The organism is Microbacterium sp. 4NA327F11, assembly GCF_005503465.1.
In the GTDB taxonomy this organism is placed as follows: Bacteria; Actinomycetota; Actinomycetes; order Actinomycetales; family Microbacteriaceae; genus Microbacterium; species Microbacterium ginsengisoli.
Map to the genome: position 1 here is coordinate 52,202 of NZ_SCOB01000005.1, position 15,863 is coordinate 68,064.

Sequence of the window (15,863 nt, forward strand, 5' to 3'; positions counted from 1 at the left end):
TTCACACTCTCCCTCCGAATCGGGTCTCCAGCCGCCGGTTCGCGGTCAGCCACGCCTGCTCGACGTGGTCGCTGGAGACGTGGATGTAGCGGGTCGTGGTGGATAGCCACTCATGCCCGAGGATCTCCTGGATCGCTTTCAGATCCATACCCGCGCCGTACAGCGACGAGGCGCAGTAGTGCCGCAGGACGTGCGGGGTCATCCGGCCGACCCAGGCCGGCAGGAACACGACGGTCTGCGCTTTGAGTCCTTGGCGCAGCACGTCGTCGCTCGCCCGTGAGCAGCGTCCAAGGTCCTGGTCGAACCGCTCCGAGGGAATCATCGGCGCGTCGGGGTTGTCCCAGTCCGGGCCGAACAGGTGCCGCACCTCCGCGAGCCACCAGTCGATCAGCCGATCGGCGCCGTTGATCGCCGGCACCAGCCGCGGCTTCACGCCGCGGCCGCGCGAGCCCTTCCCGAAGCGGACGTGGAGCTTGCCGAACTCGCCCAGATCAGGCCGCCAGTCGCGGATGTCGAGTTTGGCACTCTCGTTGATCCGCAGCCCCAAGCGCCGCCAGAGCGATGCGGCGAAGTAGTCCCGCGCCGCCGGAAGGAACTTCCGCGCGCTCGACAGCGAGCTGCGCCATCCCGCGAACAGATGGTCGACCTCGGCGTCCGACGGCGGCACGCGGATCTTGCCGAGCGAGTTGTTCGACTGCCGGTTGTACTCGTCGATGGGCTGCTCGAGGACGAACCCGGTCAGCGCATGCACGTCGGCCCGGTAACGGGCGATCGCGAAGTCGTAGAACTGAGCGAGCGTCTTCGCCTTGCCAGCCCGCGTGCTCACAGCCAGACCCGCCCGACGCAGACCCGCGAGGAAGCGATCGGCGTCGTCCGGCGCCGCGGCCCAGAGCGGGGCGGCGAGGCTCTGCCGGAACTCGAACACCGCGGCCCGCGAGGACTGGATGTGCCCGTCGGTCAGGCCGGCCGCTGCCATCGCCAGAGCGAACTGGTCGACGAGCTCCTGCTCGAAGTCGGCCACATCCTGCTCGTCGCGGAAGCCACGGGCGCTGCCGATGCTTCGCACCACAGCGAGCTTCATGAGCCCGTCAGTTCATCAGCACCGCACATACGTCAACAATACACAGATTCTTTCAGAAATCATGAAATCTCTACAAGAATCGGGTATCGGTGGCGATCCCTGCGTACCTCGCTCCTATGAGAGATCGAGGGAGCAGATGGCCGAACGAACTCACGGCAGTTGGGACAGAAAGCTGGGCTCGGCGGCGTACCTGCCGGGCATGAAGCGAAGCGAACTCGACCAGCCGCCCGTCGCGATCCCGACCCTTATCCTCACGGTGCACGAGGCCGGCACGCTGACTGCCACGATCGATGGCGCCCCGATCACGCCGCCTGAATGGGCTCCGCCCTGGCGGCGTGAGTCGTTCCCGCAGATCATCGACCAGGCCAGCCACGATCGCACCCGCACCATCCGCGTCGAGGTCCGCGAAGCAGACGGCTCAGTGTTCACCGACCTCATCACCGCCCGACGCCGCCGCGCCCTCTCCGAGCCCGAGCCCACCGTCGACGCCGCTCCCGCGCCCACGACGCCGCCCTTCGACCAGATCAACGGCGAGGGATTCATCCCCGGCCAGGATGTCGCAGTCGCGATCATCACCGGACACACCGACGCCGCCCACACCGGCGTTGCCCGCGCGCTTATCGACCCCGCGAGCCCGATCCCGGATCACCTCGACGGCCTCGTGGAGGTCCTGCTGCTCGGTCGCGTCTCCGGCACGACGGTGATCCGGCGACTGTCGTGAACGGTGAGGGCCGGCAGACTGGATCGTTCGGAGACGAGCTGACCAACGCCGCCATGATCGGGCTGGTCGCGCTCTTCGGCATCGCCCTCGTCCTCCGCGGCGCCGGCACGATCACCGCCTGGCTCACGGGGACCAGCCAACCCCACGGTGGGCCGGCATCCGGCGTCGGTGTCCTGGCACATCCCGGCGACCCCGGTACAGCTCTCGACGCCGAGTATCTGAACGTCGTCGTCTACTGGATCGTCGCCGGTCTCATGCTCGCCCTCCTCGTCACGCTGGTGGGGTTCGTGTGGGTCAGAGTCCGCAGGTACACGCATCGGGTCGAGACCGATCCGCGGCGGATGGCCGGGATCGCGACTCGCCAAGACGTCGCGACCGCAGCCTCCCAGAAGGCCCTGCTCCGTCGAGCCGCCAATCTCCGCCCGGGTCTCGCGAATCCGAAGCCGCAAGATGTCGGCTACCGGCTCGGGGCCTCGAAGGGCGTGGGCGTGTGGGCGTCGGTCGAGGACTCCATCATGGTCATCGGCCCGCCCCGCTCCGGCAAGGGCCTGCACCTGGTCATCCCCGCGATCCTCGACGCGCCGGGCGCGGTCATCGCGACCTCCACCCGGCCCGACAATCTGACCGCAACCATGCGTGCTCGGAAGCGGGTCGGACCGGTGGCGATCTTCGATCCGCAACACCTCGCCGAAGGACTGCCCGCCGGGATGCGCTGGTCACCGATCCGCGGCTGCGAATCACCGCAGACAGCCATGATCCGGGCCGCCGGCCTCGCCGCCGGCACCGGACTGTCCGCGGGCGGGGTCGATTCCGGCGGGTTCTGGGAAGGCAAGACCCGTACCGCACTCCAAGCGTTGCTGCACGCCGCGGCTATCGACAACCGGCCACCCGCCGAACTGTTCAGATGGACCCTGGACCCCACCGCCGCAGCCGATGCGGTCGCGATCCTCACGGGCTCCACCCGGGCCGCGACCGGCTGGGCCGAATCCCTGGAAGCGATGATCGACTCCGATCCCCGTACCCGCGACTCGATCTGGCAAGGCGTCTCCCTCGCCCTCGGCTTCCTCGCCGACCCCCGCGTCCTCGACACGGTATCTCCCGCCGAAGGCGAAGGCTTCGACCCAGAGGCATTCATCCGCGACAAGGGAACCCTGTTCCTACTGGCCACCGGCGCCGGGGCCGGAGCCAGTGCCGCACTGGTCGCTGCGCTGGTGGAAGACCTCATCGAGACCGCCCGCCGCCTCGCGGCACGCTCGCCCAGCGCACGTCTCGACCCGCCCCTGCTGCTGGCACTGGACGAGATCGCGAACCTCTCACCACTACCCAGCCTGCCCACCCTGATGGCCGAAGGCGGCGGGTCGGGAATCACGACCATGCCCGTTCTCCAGTCACTCGCGCAAGCACGGGACAAGTGGAACGAGCACCAGGCCAACGCGATCTGGGATGCCTCGATCGTGAAGGTCATCCTCGGCGGCGCATCCAACAGCCGCGACCTGCAAGACCTCTCCGCACTTGTCGGCGAGCGCGATGAATACACCGACAGCGTGACACTCGGCGACCACGGCACTCGCTCCAACCAACGATCCGTGCGCCGCGTCCCGACCTTCCCGCCCGACCGCATCCGCCGACTGCCTTTCGGAACCGGCGTCGTCCTGCTGCGCTCCGCACCACCCATCGTCACCGACCTGCACCCCTGGCCCGGCCGTCCCGACGCCGCTCGGCTCAAGAGTGACCGCGCTGAAATCGAAGCACTGCTGCACCACGTCGAGAACTGACAAGGGAGGCGATCGCGCACCTTCCCGCTACACCGGCTGCACCTGGCGGCGCGGCAGAAGGGAAGCACGATCATGACTATTCACACGCAGGAATCCGTGTCCGGGTTCGTCGCGTCCGACCCGCAACTCACCCAGACCGCCAAGGGCGACCCGCGCCTGTATCTCCGGTTCGGGCAGGAGCACTTCCGTCGCGAGGAAGACGGCAGCTTCACCCAGCTCGAGACCACCTTCCACAACCTCGTCATGTTCGGCCGCTCCGCCGAGCACGCTGACGCCCGCTTCGCGAAGGGCGACAACTTCGTCGCCGAGGGCTACACCCGCCCTGTCAGCTACGAACGAGACGGGCGGACCCTCGACGACGAGGAGTTCGTCGCCAAGAAGATCGGCCACGACCTCGCACGTACCCGCTACGACGTCGACCGCACGCCGCGACGCGGCAGCGCTGAACGTGAGACGCCTGAGCGTGATGCGTCGGCTTTCGCGTCAGTGCGAGGCGCCCAGCGCGGGGCTGCCTCGGCGATGGGGCTGTGAGAACGAACATGGACGACAAGCGCGAGACAGCGATGACACCGGAAATGGACGCGCCGGACGACGATCTCAACGATCCCCTGATCCCGGAGCCGCCACATCCGATCAACTGGAACCTGCTCACAGCCGAGGAGGCCGAAGTCGAATGGCTGGAACTCAACCGTTGGGTCGACTGGCTCCGACACACCTATGGACTCCCGGCCTCGGTGATCCCACCGGCCTGGCATCTCCACCCCGAACTCGTCTGGGAGCTGTCAGCGCTGCATCTGCATTGGCTCTCAGCCTACAACCCCGAGCAGAACGGGTCCGCGCCTTTGGGCTGGCATCGCGACTTCGCCGACGCCCGCATGCGGCTCCGCGACTGGGTCGCCGCGTGCGGTACCCGACTCGACCGCGACCGCCCCACACGCCGGGCCGTCTGGCCGGGCGAAGAGCCCGGCGATCCCATTGAGGACACACCGATCATCGATCGCGACGCCGAGTTCGTTGAGTTCGTCTTGGCCGACGTGCAGCGCCGCCGCGACGCCGAGGATGCGTTCTACGCCAACCTCGACCCGGACACCGGAGAACTCCCATGAGCGAGAGCGCCGAGACGCTGCTCGTGTCGCCGCTGATGTACAGCCGCGAGGTCGCCGCGTACTTGAAGGTGTCAGAGTCCACGCTGTCGCGGTGGCGGTCCGCCGGCAGCGGGCCGCCGTTCTTGCGGCTGGGCGGGATCGCACGCTACCGGCTCGACGCCGTCGACCGCTGGTTGGACGAGCTGGAACACGCCGATGCCCCGGAGAGCTGAGCCGCTACCGACCGCCGAGCCCAAGCCGGTACCGCCGATCGGGGTGAAGCTGTCCACCGACATGGAGCGCCGTTCCTACGGCATCCGCGCCCGCGCCCGATGGACAGACCCGACCACCAAGCGTCGCGTGATCCGCACCGAAATCGTGCGGGACGAGGCGGCTGCGCACGCCTTCTTCGACCAGCTCCGCAACTCCTCCGTGAAGGGCATGGACGTGTCCATGACCCTGTTGGAGTTCGTCACCTCCATCGGGGACAGGTGGGCGCGAGGCCTGGACCCGACATCCACCGGAGAGACCTACTGGTACGGGTTGAAGCTGCGTGTGCTGCCCGCCCTCGGGCATCTGCCGGTCTCGCAGATCACCGCCGGGATCATCGACCGCACCATCGACGGCTGGGAACAGCGCTACGGGCCGTCGACCATCAAGAACTCCATCGCGCCGCTCGTGCGGGTGCTCGATGAAGCGGTCCGGGATGGGCTGATCCAGATCAACCCCGCGAAGAACCGGGCGAAGCGGAGTCTGAACCGCAACGCCTTCCGCGGGCAGTCGGCCACGCAGTCCTCACCGCGCGCCCATGCGATCCCCGACATGAAGACGCTCAACAGGCTCGCCCGTGCTTGCGGGAGTGTGCACCAGTCCTACAGCGATTTCGTGATGCTCGCCGCCCTGCTCGCCGCACGATCCTCGGAGGTGTCTGGGCTCCAAGTCGGGGACGTGGACTTCGGTAAGAACCTCGTCGTGATCCGCCGGCAGATCTTCCCTGGGAAGGGCGGCCTGGTCACCAAGCCGACCAAGAGCCGCAAGGAACGGCGGGTGCCGATCCTCGAACCGCTCCGCACTGTCTTAGAACGACTCGTCAATGACAAGCAGCCCGAAGACCAGCTCCTCGTCGGGCCGAAGGGCGGCATCCTCACCACCGCGACCGTACGCGACGCCACTGACTGGGACAGCATCGTCGCGAAGCTCGGACTGCCCGACCTCACCCGGCACGGGCTCCGGCACACCGGGGCGACCTGGATGGCTGATGCCGGTATCCCGCTGCACGTCCTCCAAGACATCCTCGGGCACGCCTCGATGGAGACCACGCGGGGTTACCTCCACCCCGACGATCGCCACTTGGCGTCCGCCGCCGAGCAGGCCAACGCCTTCCTGTCGGCCGCCGGACAGCGCAAGCACGCCCGGCGCGGCAGCACCCCGTCCAGGGGCCTGTGATGCGGTCCCTGCGCCGGGGCGAGAGTCGCCGAAACCGTTCTGGTCCCCTTTTGGTCCCCTTATCCACAGGCAGCAGCCGAACAAGCAGCGCGGTAGAGGCCGACGCGCCTGCACGACCGGCCAGGGGGACCAGAGGGGGACCAGACGAAAACGGCCCCGAACATGACGAAGCCCAGGTGAGAAACCTACTCTCACCTGGGCTTTTCTGTCGGGATGACAGGATTTGAACCTGCGACCCCCTGACCCCCAGTCAGGTGCGCTACCAAGCTGCGCCACATCCCGTTGTTCACTTTTTCGGGCTGCTGGAGGTTGAAACCACTTAACCCCCAGTCAAGTGCGCTACCAAGCTGCGCCACATCCCGGTCCGCTGCCCGCGAGCGGGCAACTCCCCTATCTTAGCCGCACCGATGCCGTGCCGCGAACCGCTCGGGCGGATGTCTCCGGCACCCGATAGCGTCGCTGCATGCCGTCGATCGAGATCCTCCCCGCCGACGCGTCGCGGTTCGATGACGCCCAGCAGGCGCTCTCGGGCGGCGGCGACGGGCGCTCGTGTCAGTGCGGCTGGTGGACGATGCCGAACACCGAATGGCAGCGCACCTCGCCCGACGAGCGTCGCGAGCGCCTGCGCGACGAGCTGCCAGAACCGGATGCCGCGTCCCCCGCGCCCGCTCTCATCGCCTACGTCGACGGCGAGGCCGCCGGGTGGGTGCGGGTCGGCCCGCGCACACGTCAAGTGCGCATCGGCCGCACGAAGAACCTGCAGCCGGTGGCGGATCCGGCATGGGATGACCCGACCGTGTGGGCGGTGAGCTGTTTCGTGGTGCGCCGCGAGCACCGCGGGCTCGGCCTGAACGCCCGGCTTCTCGACGCTGCGATCGCGTACGCCCGAGACCACGGAGCCCGCCTGCTCGAGGGCTACCCGACCGACACGACCGTGGTCGACAAACGCGCGAACGAGCTCTTCAAGGGCGTGCTGTCGACGTTCCTCGCGGCCGGATTCAGCGAGACCGGCCGCGCCACTCCCTCGGTGGTCGTCGTCTCCCGCGATCTCGCCTGACCGGTCCGCGACGACACCACCCCCACCCGGCCGCGACCACCGAACCCGCCGCCCGCTACCGTGAGAGCATGACCGACGCCGCTCAGCCCACCGTGATCCTCACGCGGTCGTGGTGGTGGGGCTTCGCGCTCTACGGCGTCGTCTCGCTCGTGCACATCAGCGCGCTCGCGATCGACTCGGACGCGCTCGCGACGCCGACGAAGCTCCTGCTCATGCCGCTCCTCGCGCTCGCGGTGCTGTGGGCTGCACGCAGCGGGGCACGCGGCATCCGATTCTCGCTGCTGTTCACCGCGCTCGCCCTCTCACTGCTGGGCGACGGCGCGGCCACGTTCTTCCCGTTCGCGCCCGAGCTGCCCGTCATGCTCGCCTGCTTCGGACTCGCCCACCTGCTATACATCTGGCTGTTCTGGCGGCACCTGGCGGTGCGCCGCGTGCCCGCCTGGGCGGCGGTCTACGCCGTCTGGTACGTCGTGCTGCTCGCGATCCTCCTCCCCCATCTCGGCGCCCTCACGGTCGCCGTGGCGATCTACGGCGTCGTGCTCGGCGGCACCGCCGTCAGCGCGACCCGCGCGTATCCGCTCGTCGCTGTCGGCGCCGCGTTCTTCCTCTCGAGCGACACGATCCTCGCGCTGCGCCTCTTCCTGCCAGACGCGATGCCGCCCGTCACGAGCCCGCTCGTCATGGTCACCTACTGCGTCGGTCAGGGGCTCATCGCCGCCGGCGTGATCTTCTCGTCCACGACGAGGGCCGAACGATGACGGATGCCGCCGCCTCCTCCGTGCGCATCGACTCCTGGCTGTGGGCGGTGCGGGTCTACAAGACCCGCTCGGCCGCGACGACGGCATGCCGCGCCGGGCATGTACGGGTGCGTGGCGATCATGCGAAGGCGTCGGTCGTCGTGCGCGAGGGCGATGAGGTGCGCGTGCGGGTCGCCGGCTTCGACCGTGTGCTCATCGTGCGTCGCACGATCTCGAAGCGCGTGGGTGCACCCGAGGCCGCCACCGCCTACGACGATCGCACCCCGCCGCCGCCGTCCCGCGAGTTCGCAGGAACGTTCGGCTTCCGCGACCGCGGCGCCGGACGCCCCACGAAGCGCGAGCGCCGCGACATCGACAAGCTGCGCGGGCGCGACTGACTCAGCGCGCGTCGAGCAGGTCGCGCAGCCAGCCGGCACCGTGCACGCTCGCACCGGCCGACACGCTGCGCGCCGACAGTTCCCGGTCGCTCGTGACGACCGTCACCGCGTGACCGCCCTCAGCATGCGCGGCGGCCTGGGCGACGATCTCGTCATCGCCCGCAGCCGGAGCGACGACGATGCGCACCCCGTCCGGAACGTCGACGGATGCCGCGGCCCCCGCCTGCCCCTCCAGCACCACGACGATCTCGGGGTACCAGCGTGACTCGGGCAGCCGCAGCACGTCCCCCGCGATCCCGCGCGCCGCGAGCGCACCGAGCCCGTCGATGAGACGGGCGGCGGCACCGGCGCGGTCGCGCCACCAGCCGTCGGGCACACTGCCGACGACATTCGCCGCGTCGACCACGATCACGGGGCGCACGGTGAGCAGCTCACGGAGGCGCACCCACGACGAGGCGAACCCCGGGTGCAGCGGGAGGTCGGTGACATCCGCCACCGGGACCCAGGCCAGCTCGACGCTCTCGGGGTCGCTGATCACCGGGTCGAAAGGGTTGGTGACGTCGGCGACGACGGTCGTGTACGTCCAGATGTCGAGGTCGAGCACGCTCACGAGCCGGGGACGCACCGCGCCCGCGGGGACACCGGCCTCCTCGGCCGCCTCGCGCATTGCGCCGTCGACGGCGGACTCACCCTGATGGCGCGCACCGCCCGGCAGCGCCCACGTGCCGCCGAAGTGGCTCCACGAGACACGATGCTGCAGCAGCACCCCGCGTCCGGGGTCGAGCGCGAGGAGCCCCGCGGCGCCGAACGCGCCCCAGTACCGCTCCCCCGTCGAGGCGACGACCCAGGCGTCGCCCGGATCGCGCGGCCCGAGCGGCCGCCGCGGCTCACCGGCGGCGGGCTGTTCGAGGGTCACCCCCTCAGCCTCGCACACCCGCGGCATCCGCGGCCCCGGTGCTACCTCTTGCGACGCTCGCGCACCCGCATGTTCACGACGACGGGCGTGCCCTCGAAGCCGTACAGCTCACGCAGGCGGCGCTGGATGAACCGGCGGTAGCCCGGGTCGAGGAATCCGGTCGTGAACAGCACGAATGTCGGCGGGCGCGTCGACGCCTGGGTGCCGAACAGGATGCGCGGCTGCTTGCCGCCGCGCACGGGGTGCGGGTGCTCGGCGACGAGCTCCGACAGGAAGGCATTGAACTTCCCGGTCGGGATGCGCTGATCCCACGACTCCAGCGCCGTCTCGAGCGCGGGCACGAGCTTGTCGAGGTGACGCCCGGTGCGCGCCGAGATGTTCACGCGCGGCGCCCATGCGACGTGCGCGAGGTCCTGTTCGATCTCCCGCTCGAGGTAGCGCCGGCGGTCGATGTTCTCGTACTCGATCGTGGTGAGCACATCCCACTTGTTGTAGGCGAGCACGAGCGCGCGGCCCGACTCGAGCACCATGTCGATGATGCGCACGTCCTGCTCGCTGATGGGCTCCGAGACGTCGAGCACGACGACGGCGACCTCCGCCTTCTCCAGCGCCGACGCGGTGCGCAGCGACGCGTAGAAGTCGGCGCCCTGCTGCAGGTGCACGCGACGGCGGATGCCGGCGGTGTCGACGAAGCGCCACAGCTTGCCGCCGAGCTCCACGATCTCGTCGACCGGGTCGCGAGTGGTGCCGGCGAGGTCGTTCACGACCACGCGCTCAGCGCCGGCCGCCTTGTTCAGCAGCGACGATTTGCCGACGTTCGGACGGCCGAGGATCGCCACGCGGCGCGGGCCGCCGATCTCGTGCGAGGCGACGGCCGAGACATCCGGCAGCACCTTCACCAGCTCGTCGAGGAGATCCGCGACGCCGCGGCCGTGGATGGCCGACACCGGGCGGGGCTCGCCGAGTCCGAGGTTCCACAGGGCCGCGGCCTCGGGCTCCTGACGGGCGTCGTCGATCTTGTTCGCGACGAGCAGCACCGGCTTTCCGCTGCGGCGCAGCAGCTTCACGACCTGCTCGTCGGTCGAGGTCGCCCCGACGATCGCGTCGACCACGAACAGCACGACGTCGGCCAGCTCGATCGCGATCTCGGCCTGCTGCGCCACGGAACGGTCGATGCCGCGCGCGTCGGGCTCCCACCCGCCGGTATCGACGAGGGAGAAGCGACGCTCCATCCACTCGGCCTTGTACGTCACGCGGTCACGGGTCACGCCCGGCACATCCTCGACGACCGCCTCACGGCGCCCCAGGATGCGGTTCACGAGCGCCGACTTGCCGACGTTCGGGCGCCCCACGATCGCCACGACCGGCAGCGCCGGCAGGTACTCGTTGCCGTGCTCGTCGGTGAAGACGGCACCGAGCAGCTCGGTGTCGTCGTCATCGAGGTCGTACTCCTCGAGCGATGCGCGCAGCGTCGCCGCGCGCTGGTCGGCGAGCGCATCGTCGATGCCCGCCAGCTTCTCGGCGAGGCCGTCCGGCCCGCCTTCGTACTCGTCGTCAGACGACATCGTGCACCTCCTGTGCCGCGCCGGTCTCCTCGGCGATCACCGCGAGCACCGCGTCGACGGTGCCCTCGAAGTCGAGGTGGGTCGAGTCCACGACCCGCACCCCGTCCGCCGCGTCCATGAACTCGACAACGGCCGAGTCGGCGGCATCCCGTCGCTCGATGGATGCCGCGACCACCGCGACATCCGCCCCCTCCGTCTCCGCCGTGCGCCGGGCGGCCCGCACGGCCGGGTCGGCCGTCAGCAGCACCCGCGCCTCGGCGTCGGGGAACACGATCGTGGTGATGTCGCGCCCCTCGACGACGACTCCCGGGCGTCCCGCGCCCGCGACGAGCGCGCGGAAGAGGCCGGTGAGCCCGCGACGCACGGCCGGCACGCGGGCGACGCCGCTGACCGCCTCGGTGACCCGCGACGTGCGGATCGCCTCGGTCACATCGGTGCCGGCGACCGAGACGCGCGCCTCGGCGGGATCGAGAGAGATCCACAGGTCGAAATCGCCCGAGGCGTCGACGACGGCCGACGCGTCGGACGTGTCGACGGCGTGGGCCAGGGCGTGCCAGGCCAGCGCCCGGTAGACGGCGCCGGTGTCGAGGTAGCCGTAGCCGAGGCGCGACGCGACGGCGCGCGACACGCTCGACTTGCCGCTGCCGGCCGGGCCGTCGACGGCCACGACCCGCACGAGGCCGGGACGGGTGATCGATTCGGTCATGAGGGGAGGCTCGCAATCTTCCAGCCGCGGGCCTCGAGACCGTCGACCGCGGGGTGCACGGCACCCGGCACGACGCTGATCTCGGCGAGGCCGAACTGGGCTCCGGGGGAATGCTCGAGGCGCAGATCCTCGACGTTGACGCCGAGCTCGCCGAGCTCGCCGAACAGGCGGCCCAGCTGACCCGGGGTGTCGTCGACCATGACGACGAAGCTCTCGAAACGGCGGTTCTGGCCGTGCTTACCGGGCAGGCGCTCGACGCCCTCGTTGCCGCGGCGGATCGTCTCGGCGACCTCGCGCCGCGCCCCGGGCGCCTCGGGCGCGCGCAGCGCCTCGGCGACGTCGGCGAGGTCGGCGGCGAGCGCGTCGAGCACCTCGACGACCGGCGCCGCGTTCGCCCCGAGGATCTGCACCCACAGCTCGGGGGCGGATGCCGCGATCCGCGTGGTGTCGCGCACCCCCTGCCCGGCGAGGGACAGCGATGCGGCGCTCGCATCGGTGAAGCGCGCGGCGAGCAGGCTCGCGACCAGCTGCGGCACATGGGAGACGAGCGCGACCGAGCGGTCGTGCTCCTCCGGACCCATCTCGACCGGGGTCGCCCCGAGATCGAGTGCGAGCCCTTCGACGACGGCGAGGTCGGCGGCGCTGGTCTCCTCGTCGCGGCAGACGACCCACGGGCGTCCGATGAAGATGTCGGCGCGGGCCGCGATCGCTCCCCCGCGCTCGCGCCCGGCGAGCGGGTGGGAGCCGATGTAGCGCGCGAGGTCGACCCCGCGGCGGCGCAGCTCGACGAGCGGCTCGAGCTTGACGCTCGCGACATCCGTCACGACCGCCTGCGGGTGCGCGGCGAGCTCGCGCTCGATCACATCCGCGGTGACATCCGGAGGAACCGCCACGACGACGAGCGACGGGCGGTCGTCGGCTTCGGCAGCGCGCCCCGCACCGTAGTCCACGGCGAGCTGCAGTTGCGCGCGCGAGGTGTCGTCGAGGATGACCTCGACCCCCAGCGCCCGCAGGGCGTGGCCGATGCTTGCACCGAGCAGACCGGCGCCGACGACGCGCACCGGACCCCGAGTGCGCACGGCGACGCGCGGGCGCGCGGACACGGCGGCGGGATCGGTCATCGGAGCTCCGGAGAATCATCGGGCGCGGGATCGGCGCCCTGGCGCGCGAGGGTGAGCAGCGCGCCCCTCTCCACTGTAGTCAACTCGCGGGCCCGACCCACCGGGAGGCTTCCCAGGTGGAGCGGTCCGAACTGGCGGCGCACCAGCTCGATGACCGGATGCCCCACCTCGGCCATCATGCGCCGCACGATGCGGTTGCGGCCCGAGTGAAGGGTGAGCTCCACCAGGGACGAGGCACCGTGTCCGCCGCGGGACGCGTCGAGCAGGCGGGCCTTGTCGGCGACGATCTCGCCGTCCTCCAGCTGCACGCCGCGGGTGAGCCGCGCGATCGTCTGCGGACTGACGGTGCCCTCGACCTTCGCGATGTAGACCTTCGTCACCCCGAACGAGGGGTGCGCAAGGACGTGTGCGAGGCCGCCGTCATTCGTGAGCACGAGCAGGCCGCTCGTGTCCTGGTCGAGCCGGCCGACGTTGTAGAGGCGCTCATCCCAGTCGGCGGTGTAGCGGCGCAGGTCGGGGCGCCCCTTCTCGTCGCGCATCGTGGAGATGACGCCGACCGGCTTGTTCAGCACCACGTACCGCTTCGACTGGTCCAGCTGCACGGCGGTGCCGTCGACGTCGACCAGGTCGACCTCCGGGTCGATGCGGCTCCCGAGCTCCGTGACGACGACCCCGTTCACGCGCACGCGGCCGCTCGCGATCAGCTCTTCGCAGACGCGGCGCGAAGCCACACCCGCGTGGGCGAGCACCTTCTGCAGACGCACGCCCGCGGCATCCGTCTGCTCATCGGCGCCGCTCACCGGAACGCCTCGTCGAAGCCGCGCGAGCCGTCATCGAGCAGCGGCGAGATATGCGGGAGGTCGTCGAGCGAGTTGATGCCGAGGTGCTCGAGCAGCGCGTCGGAGGTGCCGTACAGGATCGCGCCGGTCTCGGCGTCCTGTCCGACCTCGGTGATGAGTCCACGGGAGACGAGCGTGCGCACGACGGAGTCGACGTTCACCGCGCGGATCTGCGCGACCTGGCCGCGGGTCACCGGCTGCTTGTAGGCGATGACCGCAAGGGTCTCGAGCGCGGCCTGCGACAGGCGCGACGGCGCCTGTCCGCCGAGGAACTCGGCCACGAGCGGGTCGTAGTCCTCGCGCACGTAAAGGCGCCAGCCGCCACCGACCTCGCGCAGCTCAAACCCGCGACGCGGGCCGTCGGACTCACCGTCGTAGTCGGCGACGAGCGCCTGGAGGGCGGCGCGCGCCGCCGCGACCGGCGCGTTCACCGCCGCCGCGAGGCTCACCAGGCTGTGCGGCTCGTCGATCATCAGCAGGATCGCCTCGAGACGCCGGGCCACCGAGCCGACGTCCTGCGGCCAGCGCACCGGGTCGGCTGACACGAGGCCGTCGGCCGCGGGGGCGGCGGCGTCGTCGGATGTCTCGTCAACGGTCATAGTCGGCTCCCAAACTCGCCAGCGTCTCGTCGCTCCACCGGTCGGCGCTCCATCGGAGCGTCAACTCCCCCAGGGGCTCCAGCTGTTCGAACGACAGCGCCGCATGGCGGTAGAGCTCGAGGATCGACAGGAAGCGCGCGACCACGATACCGGGCTGCGCGACGCCGGCGACGAGCTCGCGGAACGACACGGTGCCCGCCGAGCGCAGCAGCGTCACCACGATCGCGGCCTGCTCGCGGATGCTCACGAGCGGCGCGTGCAGGTGGTCGAGCCCGACCTCCGGGATCGCGCGGGGAGCGAACGCGAGCATGGCGAGCGCCGCGAAGTCGTCGGGCGTGAGCGTCCAGACGAGCTCCGGCACCGTGCGGCGGAACTTCTCGTCGAGGCGCGCGGCCCGCGTGTGGCGCCGGTCCTCGCGCTCGAGCGAGCGCGCGAACCACGCGGAGACCTCCTTGAAGGCGCGGTACTGCAGCAGCCGTGCGAACAGCAGGTCGCGCGCCTCGAGCAGCGCGACCGATTCCGCATCGATCAGCTCGCCCTGCGGCAGGAGGCCGGCGACCTTCATGTCGAGCAGCGTCGCGGCCACGACGAGGAACTCCGACGCCTGCTCCATCTCCTCGTCGGGGTCGAGCTCGCGCAGGTACGCGATGAACTCGTCGGTGACCGCGCTCAGCGACACCTCGGTGATGTCGAGCTCGCGCCGGGAGATCAGGGTGAGCAGCAGATCGAACGGGCCGTCGAAGACGCCGAGGGACACGCGAAAACCGGATGCCGCGGCATCCGCGTCGCCCGACGGAGCATCGGACGGGGCGATATCCGCGCTCGCGGAGTCGTGCGCAGGGTCCGCCGCGGCGACGGCGTCGGCGGACGCGAGGGGATCGACGACGTCGGGTGCTGCCGCCTCGTCAGGCGACGGCGCCACGGGACACCAGCTCCCGCGCAAGACGGAGGTAGGCCTGCGCGGCCGCGTGCTCGGGGGCGAACTCGGTGATGGGCTGGCCGGCGACGGTCGCGTCGGGGAACTTCACCGTGCGGCCGATGACCGTCTCGAGCACATCATCGCCGAACGCGTCGACGACCCGCTCGAGCACCTCGCGCGAGTGCAGCGTGCGCGGGTCGTACATCGTGGCGACGACACCGTCGAGGCGGATCGTCGGGTTCAGACGGTCGCGCACCTTGTCGATCGTCTCGATGAGCAGGGCGACGCCGCGCAGCGCGAAGAACTCGCACTCCAGCGGAATGACGACGCCGTGGCTCGCGGTGAGCGCGTTGACGGTCAGCAGACCGAGCGAGGGCTGGCAGTCGATGAGGATGACGTCGTACTCGGGGGCGAGCTTGCGCAGCACCCGCGAGAGGATCGTCTCGCGGGCGACCTCGTTGACGAGGTGCACCTCCGCCGCCGACAGGTCGATGTTCGCCGGCAGCACGTCGAGACCCTCGACGCCGGTGTGCACGACGACCTCATGCGGGTCGCGCTTGGTGTCCAGCAGCAGGTCGTAGACGGTGGGCACGTCGTGCGTGGTGATGCCGAGGCCGGCCGACAGCGCGCCCTGCGGGTCGAAGTCGACGGCGAGCACCTTGCGCCCGTAGGAGGCGAGCGAGGCGGCCAGGTTGATCGCGGTCGTCGTCTTGCCGACGCCGCCCTTCTGATTGCACAGCGAGATGATGCGGGCCGGCCCGTGCGACGCGAGCGGCGCGGGCGTCGGGAAGCCGCGGTAGGGGCGTCCGGTCGGCCCGATCGGGGTGTCCTCCGCTGTCGTCGGAGATGCCTTGCCCCCTGCTGCTCTGCTGGCCACCGTGCTCCTTCTTGCGGATCG

At 70.4% G+C, this 15,863-nt stretch carries 18 protein-coding genes and 1 tRNA gene; 9 read left to right on the forward strand and 10 right to left on the reverse strand.

Annotated elements, in window-relative coordinates; translation table 11 throughout:
* Position 1 precedes the first annotated feature (1 nt).
* Positions 2–1,069, reverse strand: a complete 1,068-nt coding sequence (locus FFS51_RS04805) for a tyrosine-type recombinase/integrase (protein WP_249352659.1) — start codon at positions 1,067–1,069, stop codon at positions 2–4.
* Between FFS51_RS04805 and FFS51_RS04810 the strand changes: the two genes are divergently transcribed.
* The 6 genes from FFS51_RS04810 to FFS51_RS04835 all read left to right on the forward strand — a co-directional run bounded on the left by FFS51_RS04810 (position 1,056) and on the right by FFS51_RS04835 (position 6,108).
* Positions 1,056–1,802, forward strand: a complete 747-nt coding sequence (locus FFS51_RS04810) for a hypothetical protein (protein WP_249352660.1) — start codon at positions 1,056–1,058, stop codon at positions 1,800–1,802. The genes FFS51_RS04805 and FFS51_RS04810 overlap by 14 nt on opposite strands.
* A 53-nt stretch (positions 1,803–1,855) precedes the next feature.
* Positions 1,856–3,577: a TraM recognition domain-containing protein gene (locus FFS51_RS04815; protein WP_137877744.1), complete on the forward strand. Its 1,722-nt coding sequence runs from the start codon at positions 1,856–1,858 to the stop codon at positions 3,575–3,577.
* A gap of 72 nt (positions 3,578–3,649) precedes the next feature.
* A complete protein-coding gene (locus FFS51_RS04820) occupies positions 3,650–4,108 on the forward strand; it encodes a single-stranded DNA-binding protein (RefSeq protein WP_137877695.1) in 459 nt (152 codons plus the stop codon).
* A 44-nt stretch (positions 4,109–4,152) separates the two neighbouring features.
* Entirely contained in the window at positions 4,153–4,683 is a 531-nt protein-coding gene (locus tag FFS51_RS04825; protein WP_431463325.1) for a hypothetical protein, read from the forward strand.
* Positions 4,680–4,895: a helix-turn-helix transcriptional regulator gene (locus FFS51_RS04830; protein ID WP_137877696.1), complete on the forward strand. Its 216-nt coding sequence runs from the start codon at positions 4,680–4,682 to the stop codon at positions 4,893–4,895. The genes FFS51_RS04825 and FFS51_RS04830 overlap by 4 nt, the downstream gene beginning before the upstream one ends.
* A 43-nt stretch (positions 4,896–4,938) precedes the next feature.
* Positions 4,939–6,108 (forward strand): tyrosine-type recombinase/integrase, encoded by a 1,170-nt coding sequence (locus FFS51_RS04835; protein ID WP_349303918.1) that lies wholly within the window; start codon positions 4,939–4,941, stop codon positions 6,106–6,108.
* Between the two features lie 208 nt (positions 6,109–6,316).
* Here the strand turns inward: FFS51_RS04835 and FFS51_RS04840 are convergent.
* A tRNA-Pro gene (locus FFS51_RS04840) sits at positions 6,317–6,390 on the reverse strand.
* Positions 6,391–6,571: 181 nt separating this feature from the next.
* Here FFS51_RS04840 and FFS51_RS04850 point away from each other — a divergent pair.
* The 3 genes from FFS51_RS04850 (at position 6,572) to FFS51_RS04860 (ending at position 8,300) form a co-directional block, all read left to right on the forward strand.
* Positions 6,572–7,165, forward strand: a complete 594-nt coding sequence (locus tag FFS51_RS04850) for a GNAT family N-acetyltransferase (RefSeq protein ID WP_137877698.1) — start codon at positions 6,572–6,574, stop codon at positions 7,163–7,165.
* Positions 7,166–7,233: 68 nt separating this feature from the next.
* Positions 7,234–7,923: a lysoplasmalogenase family protein gene (locus tag FFS51_RS04855; RefSeq protein WP_137877699.1), complete on the forward strand. Its 690-nt coding sequence runs from the start codon at positions 7,234–7,236 to the stop codon at positions 7,921–7,923.
* A complete protein-coding gene (locus FFS51_RS04860; protein WP_137877700.1) occupies positions 7,920–8,300 on the forward strand; it encodes an RNA-binding S4 domain-containing protein in 381 nt (126 codons plus the stop codon). Before FFS51_RS04855 ends, FFS51_RS04860 begins: the two co-directional genes overlap by 4 nt.
* Position 8,301: 1 nt before the next feature.
* On the opposite strand, the gene FFS51_RS04865 is transcribed toward FFS51_RS04860, so the two are convergent.
* The 8 genes from FFS51_RS04865 to FFS51_RS04900 all read right to left on the reverse strand — a co-directional run bounded on the left by FFS51_RS04865 (position 8,302) and on the right by FFS51_RS04900 (position 15,842).
* Positions 8,302–9,216 carry an NUDIX domain-containing protein gene (locus FFS51_RS04865; RefSeq protein ID WP_137877701.1) on the reverse strand — a complete coding sequence of 305 codons (915 nt, stop codon included), beginning with the start codon at positions 9,214–9,216 and terminating at the stop codon, positions 8,302–8,304.
* A gap of 41 nt (positions 9,217–9,257) precedes the next feature.
* The gene (der, locus tag FFS51_RS04870) at positions 9,258–10,781 is read right to left on the reverse strand and encodes a ribosome biogenesis GTPase Der (RefSeq protein WP_045247665.1); all 1,524 of its coding nucleotides are present in this window, start codon (positions 10,779–10,781) and stop codon (positions 9,258–9,260) included.
* Positions 10,771–11,487 (reverse strand): (d)CMP kinase, encoded by a 717-nt coding sequence (cmk, locus tag FFS51_RS04875; protein WP_137877702.1) that lies wholly within the window; start codon positions 11,485–11,487, stop codon positions 10,771–10,773. The genes der and cmk overlap by 11 nt, the downstream gene beginning before the upstream one ends.
* The gene (locus FFS51_RS04880; RefSeq protein WP_137877703.1) at positions 11,484–12,608 is read right to left on the reverse strand and encodes a prephenate dehydrogenase; all 1,125 of its coding nucleotides are present in this window, start codon (positions 12,606–12,608) and stop codon (positions 11,484–11,486) included. The genes cmk and FFS51_RS04880 overlap by 4 nt, the downstream gene beginning before the upstream one ends.
* Entirely contained in the window at positions 12,605–13,408 is an 804-nt protein-coding gene (locus tag FFS51_RS04885; protein WP_137877704.1) for a pseudouridine synthase, read from the reverse strand. The genes FFS51_RS04880 and FFS51_RS04885 overlap by 4 nt, the downstream gene beginning before the upstream one ends.
* The gene (scpB, locus tag FFS51_RS04890; RefSeq protein WP_137877705.1) at positions 13,405–14,046 is read right to left on the reverse strand and encodes an SMC-Scp complex subunit ScpB; all 642 of its coding nucleotides are present in this window, start codon (positions 14,044–14,046) and stop codon (positions 13,405–13,407) included. Before scpB ends, FFS51_RS04885 begins: the two co-directional genes overlap by 4 nt.
* On the reverse strand, positions 14,036–14,860 hold the full coding sequence (locus tag FFS51_RS04895) for a segregation and condensation protein A (protein ID WP_137877747.1): 825 nt from the start codon (positions 14,858–14,860) through the stop codon (positions 14,036–14,038). Before FFS51_RS04895 ends, scpB begins: the two co-directional genes overlap by 11 nt.
* Before the next feature lie 91 nt (positions 14,861–14,951).
* Complete coding sequence (locus FFS51_RS04900; protein ID WP_056209278.1) at positions 14,952–15,842, reverse strand: ParA family protein; 891 nt, start codon at positions 15,840–15,842, stop codon at positions 14,952–14,954.
* Between the last annotated feature and the right edge of the window lie 21 nt (positions 15,843–15,863).

Bases quoted from the DNA above. Each gene is read 5' to 3' on its own strand.
- FFS51_RS04820 (WP_137877695.1), top strand. From the start codon at position 3,650: ATGACTATTCACACGCAGGAATCCGTGTCCGGGTTCGTCGCGTCCGAC.
- FFS51_RS04825 (WP_431463325.1), top strand. From the start codon at position 4,153: ATGGACGCGCCGGACGACGATCTCAACGATCCCCTGATCCCGGAGCCG.
- FFS51_RS04850 (WP_137877698.1), top strand. From the start codon at position 6,572: ATGCCGTCGATCGAGATCCTCCCCGCCGACGCGTCGCGGTTCGATGAC.
- der (WP_045247665.1), bottom strand. From the start codon at position 10,781: ATGTCGTCTGACGACGAGTACGAAGGCGGGCCGGACGGCCTCGCCGAG.
- cmk (WP_137877702.1), bottom strand. From the start codon at position 11,487: ATGACCGAATCGATCACCCGTCCCGGCCTCGTGCGGGTCGTGGCCGTC.
- FFS51_RS04880 (WP_137877703.1), bottom strand. From the start codon at position 12,608: ATGACCGATCCCGCCGCCGTGTCCGCGCGCCCGCGCGTCGCCGTGCGC.
- FFS51_RS04810 (WP_249352660.1), top strand. From the start codon at position 1,056: ATGCTTCGCACCACAGCGAGCTTCATGAGCCCGTCAGTTCATCAGCAC.
- scpB (WP_137877705.1), bottom strand. From the start codon at position 14,046: ATGACCGTTGACGAGACATCCGACGACGCCGCCGCCCCCGCGGCCGAC.
- FFS51_RS04830 (WP_137877696.1), top strand. From the start codon at position 4,680: ATGAGCGAGAGCGCCGAGACGCTGCTCGTGTCGCCGCTGATGTACAGC.
- FFS51_RS04855 (WP_137877699.1), top strand. From the start codon at position 7,234: ATGACCGACGCCGCTCAGCCCACCGTGATCCTCACGCGGTCGTGGTGG.
- FFS51_RS04860 (WP_137877700.1), top strand. From the start codon at position 7,920: ATGACGGATGCCGCCGCCTCCTCCGTGCGCATCGACTCCTGGCTGTGG.
- FFS51_RS04815 (WP_137877744.1), top strand. From the start codon at position 1,856: ATGATCGGGCTGGTCGCGCTCTTCGGCATCGCCCTCGTCCTCCGCGGC.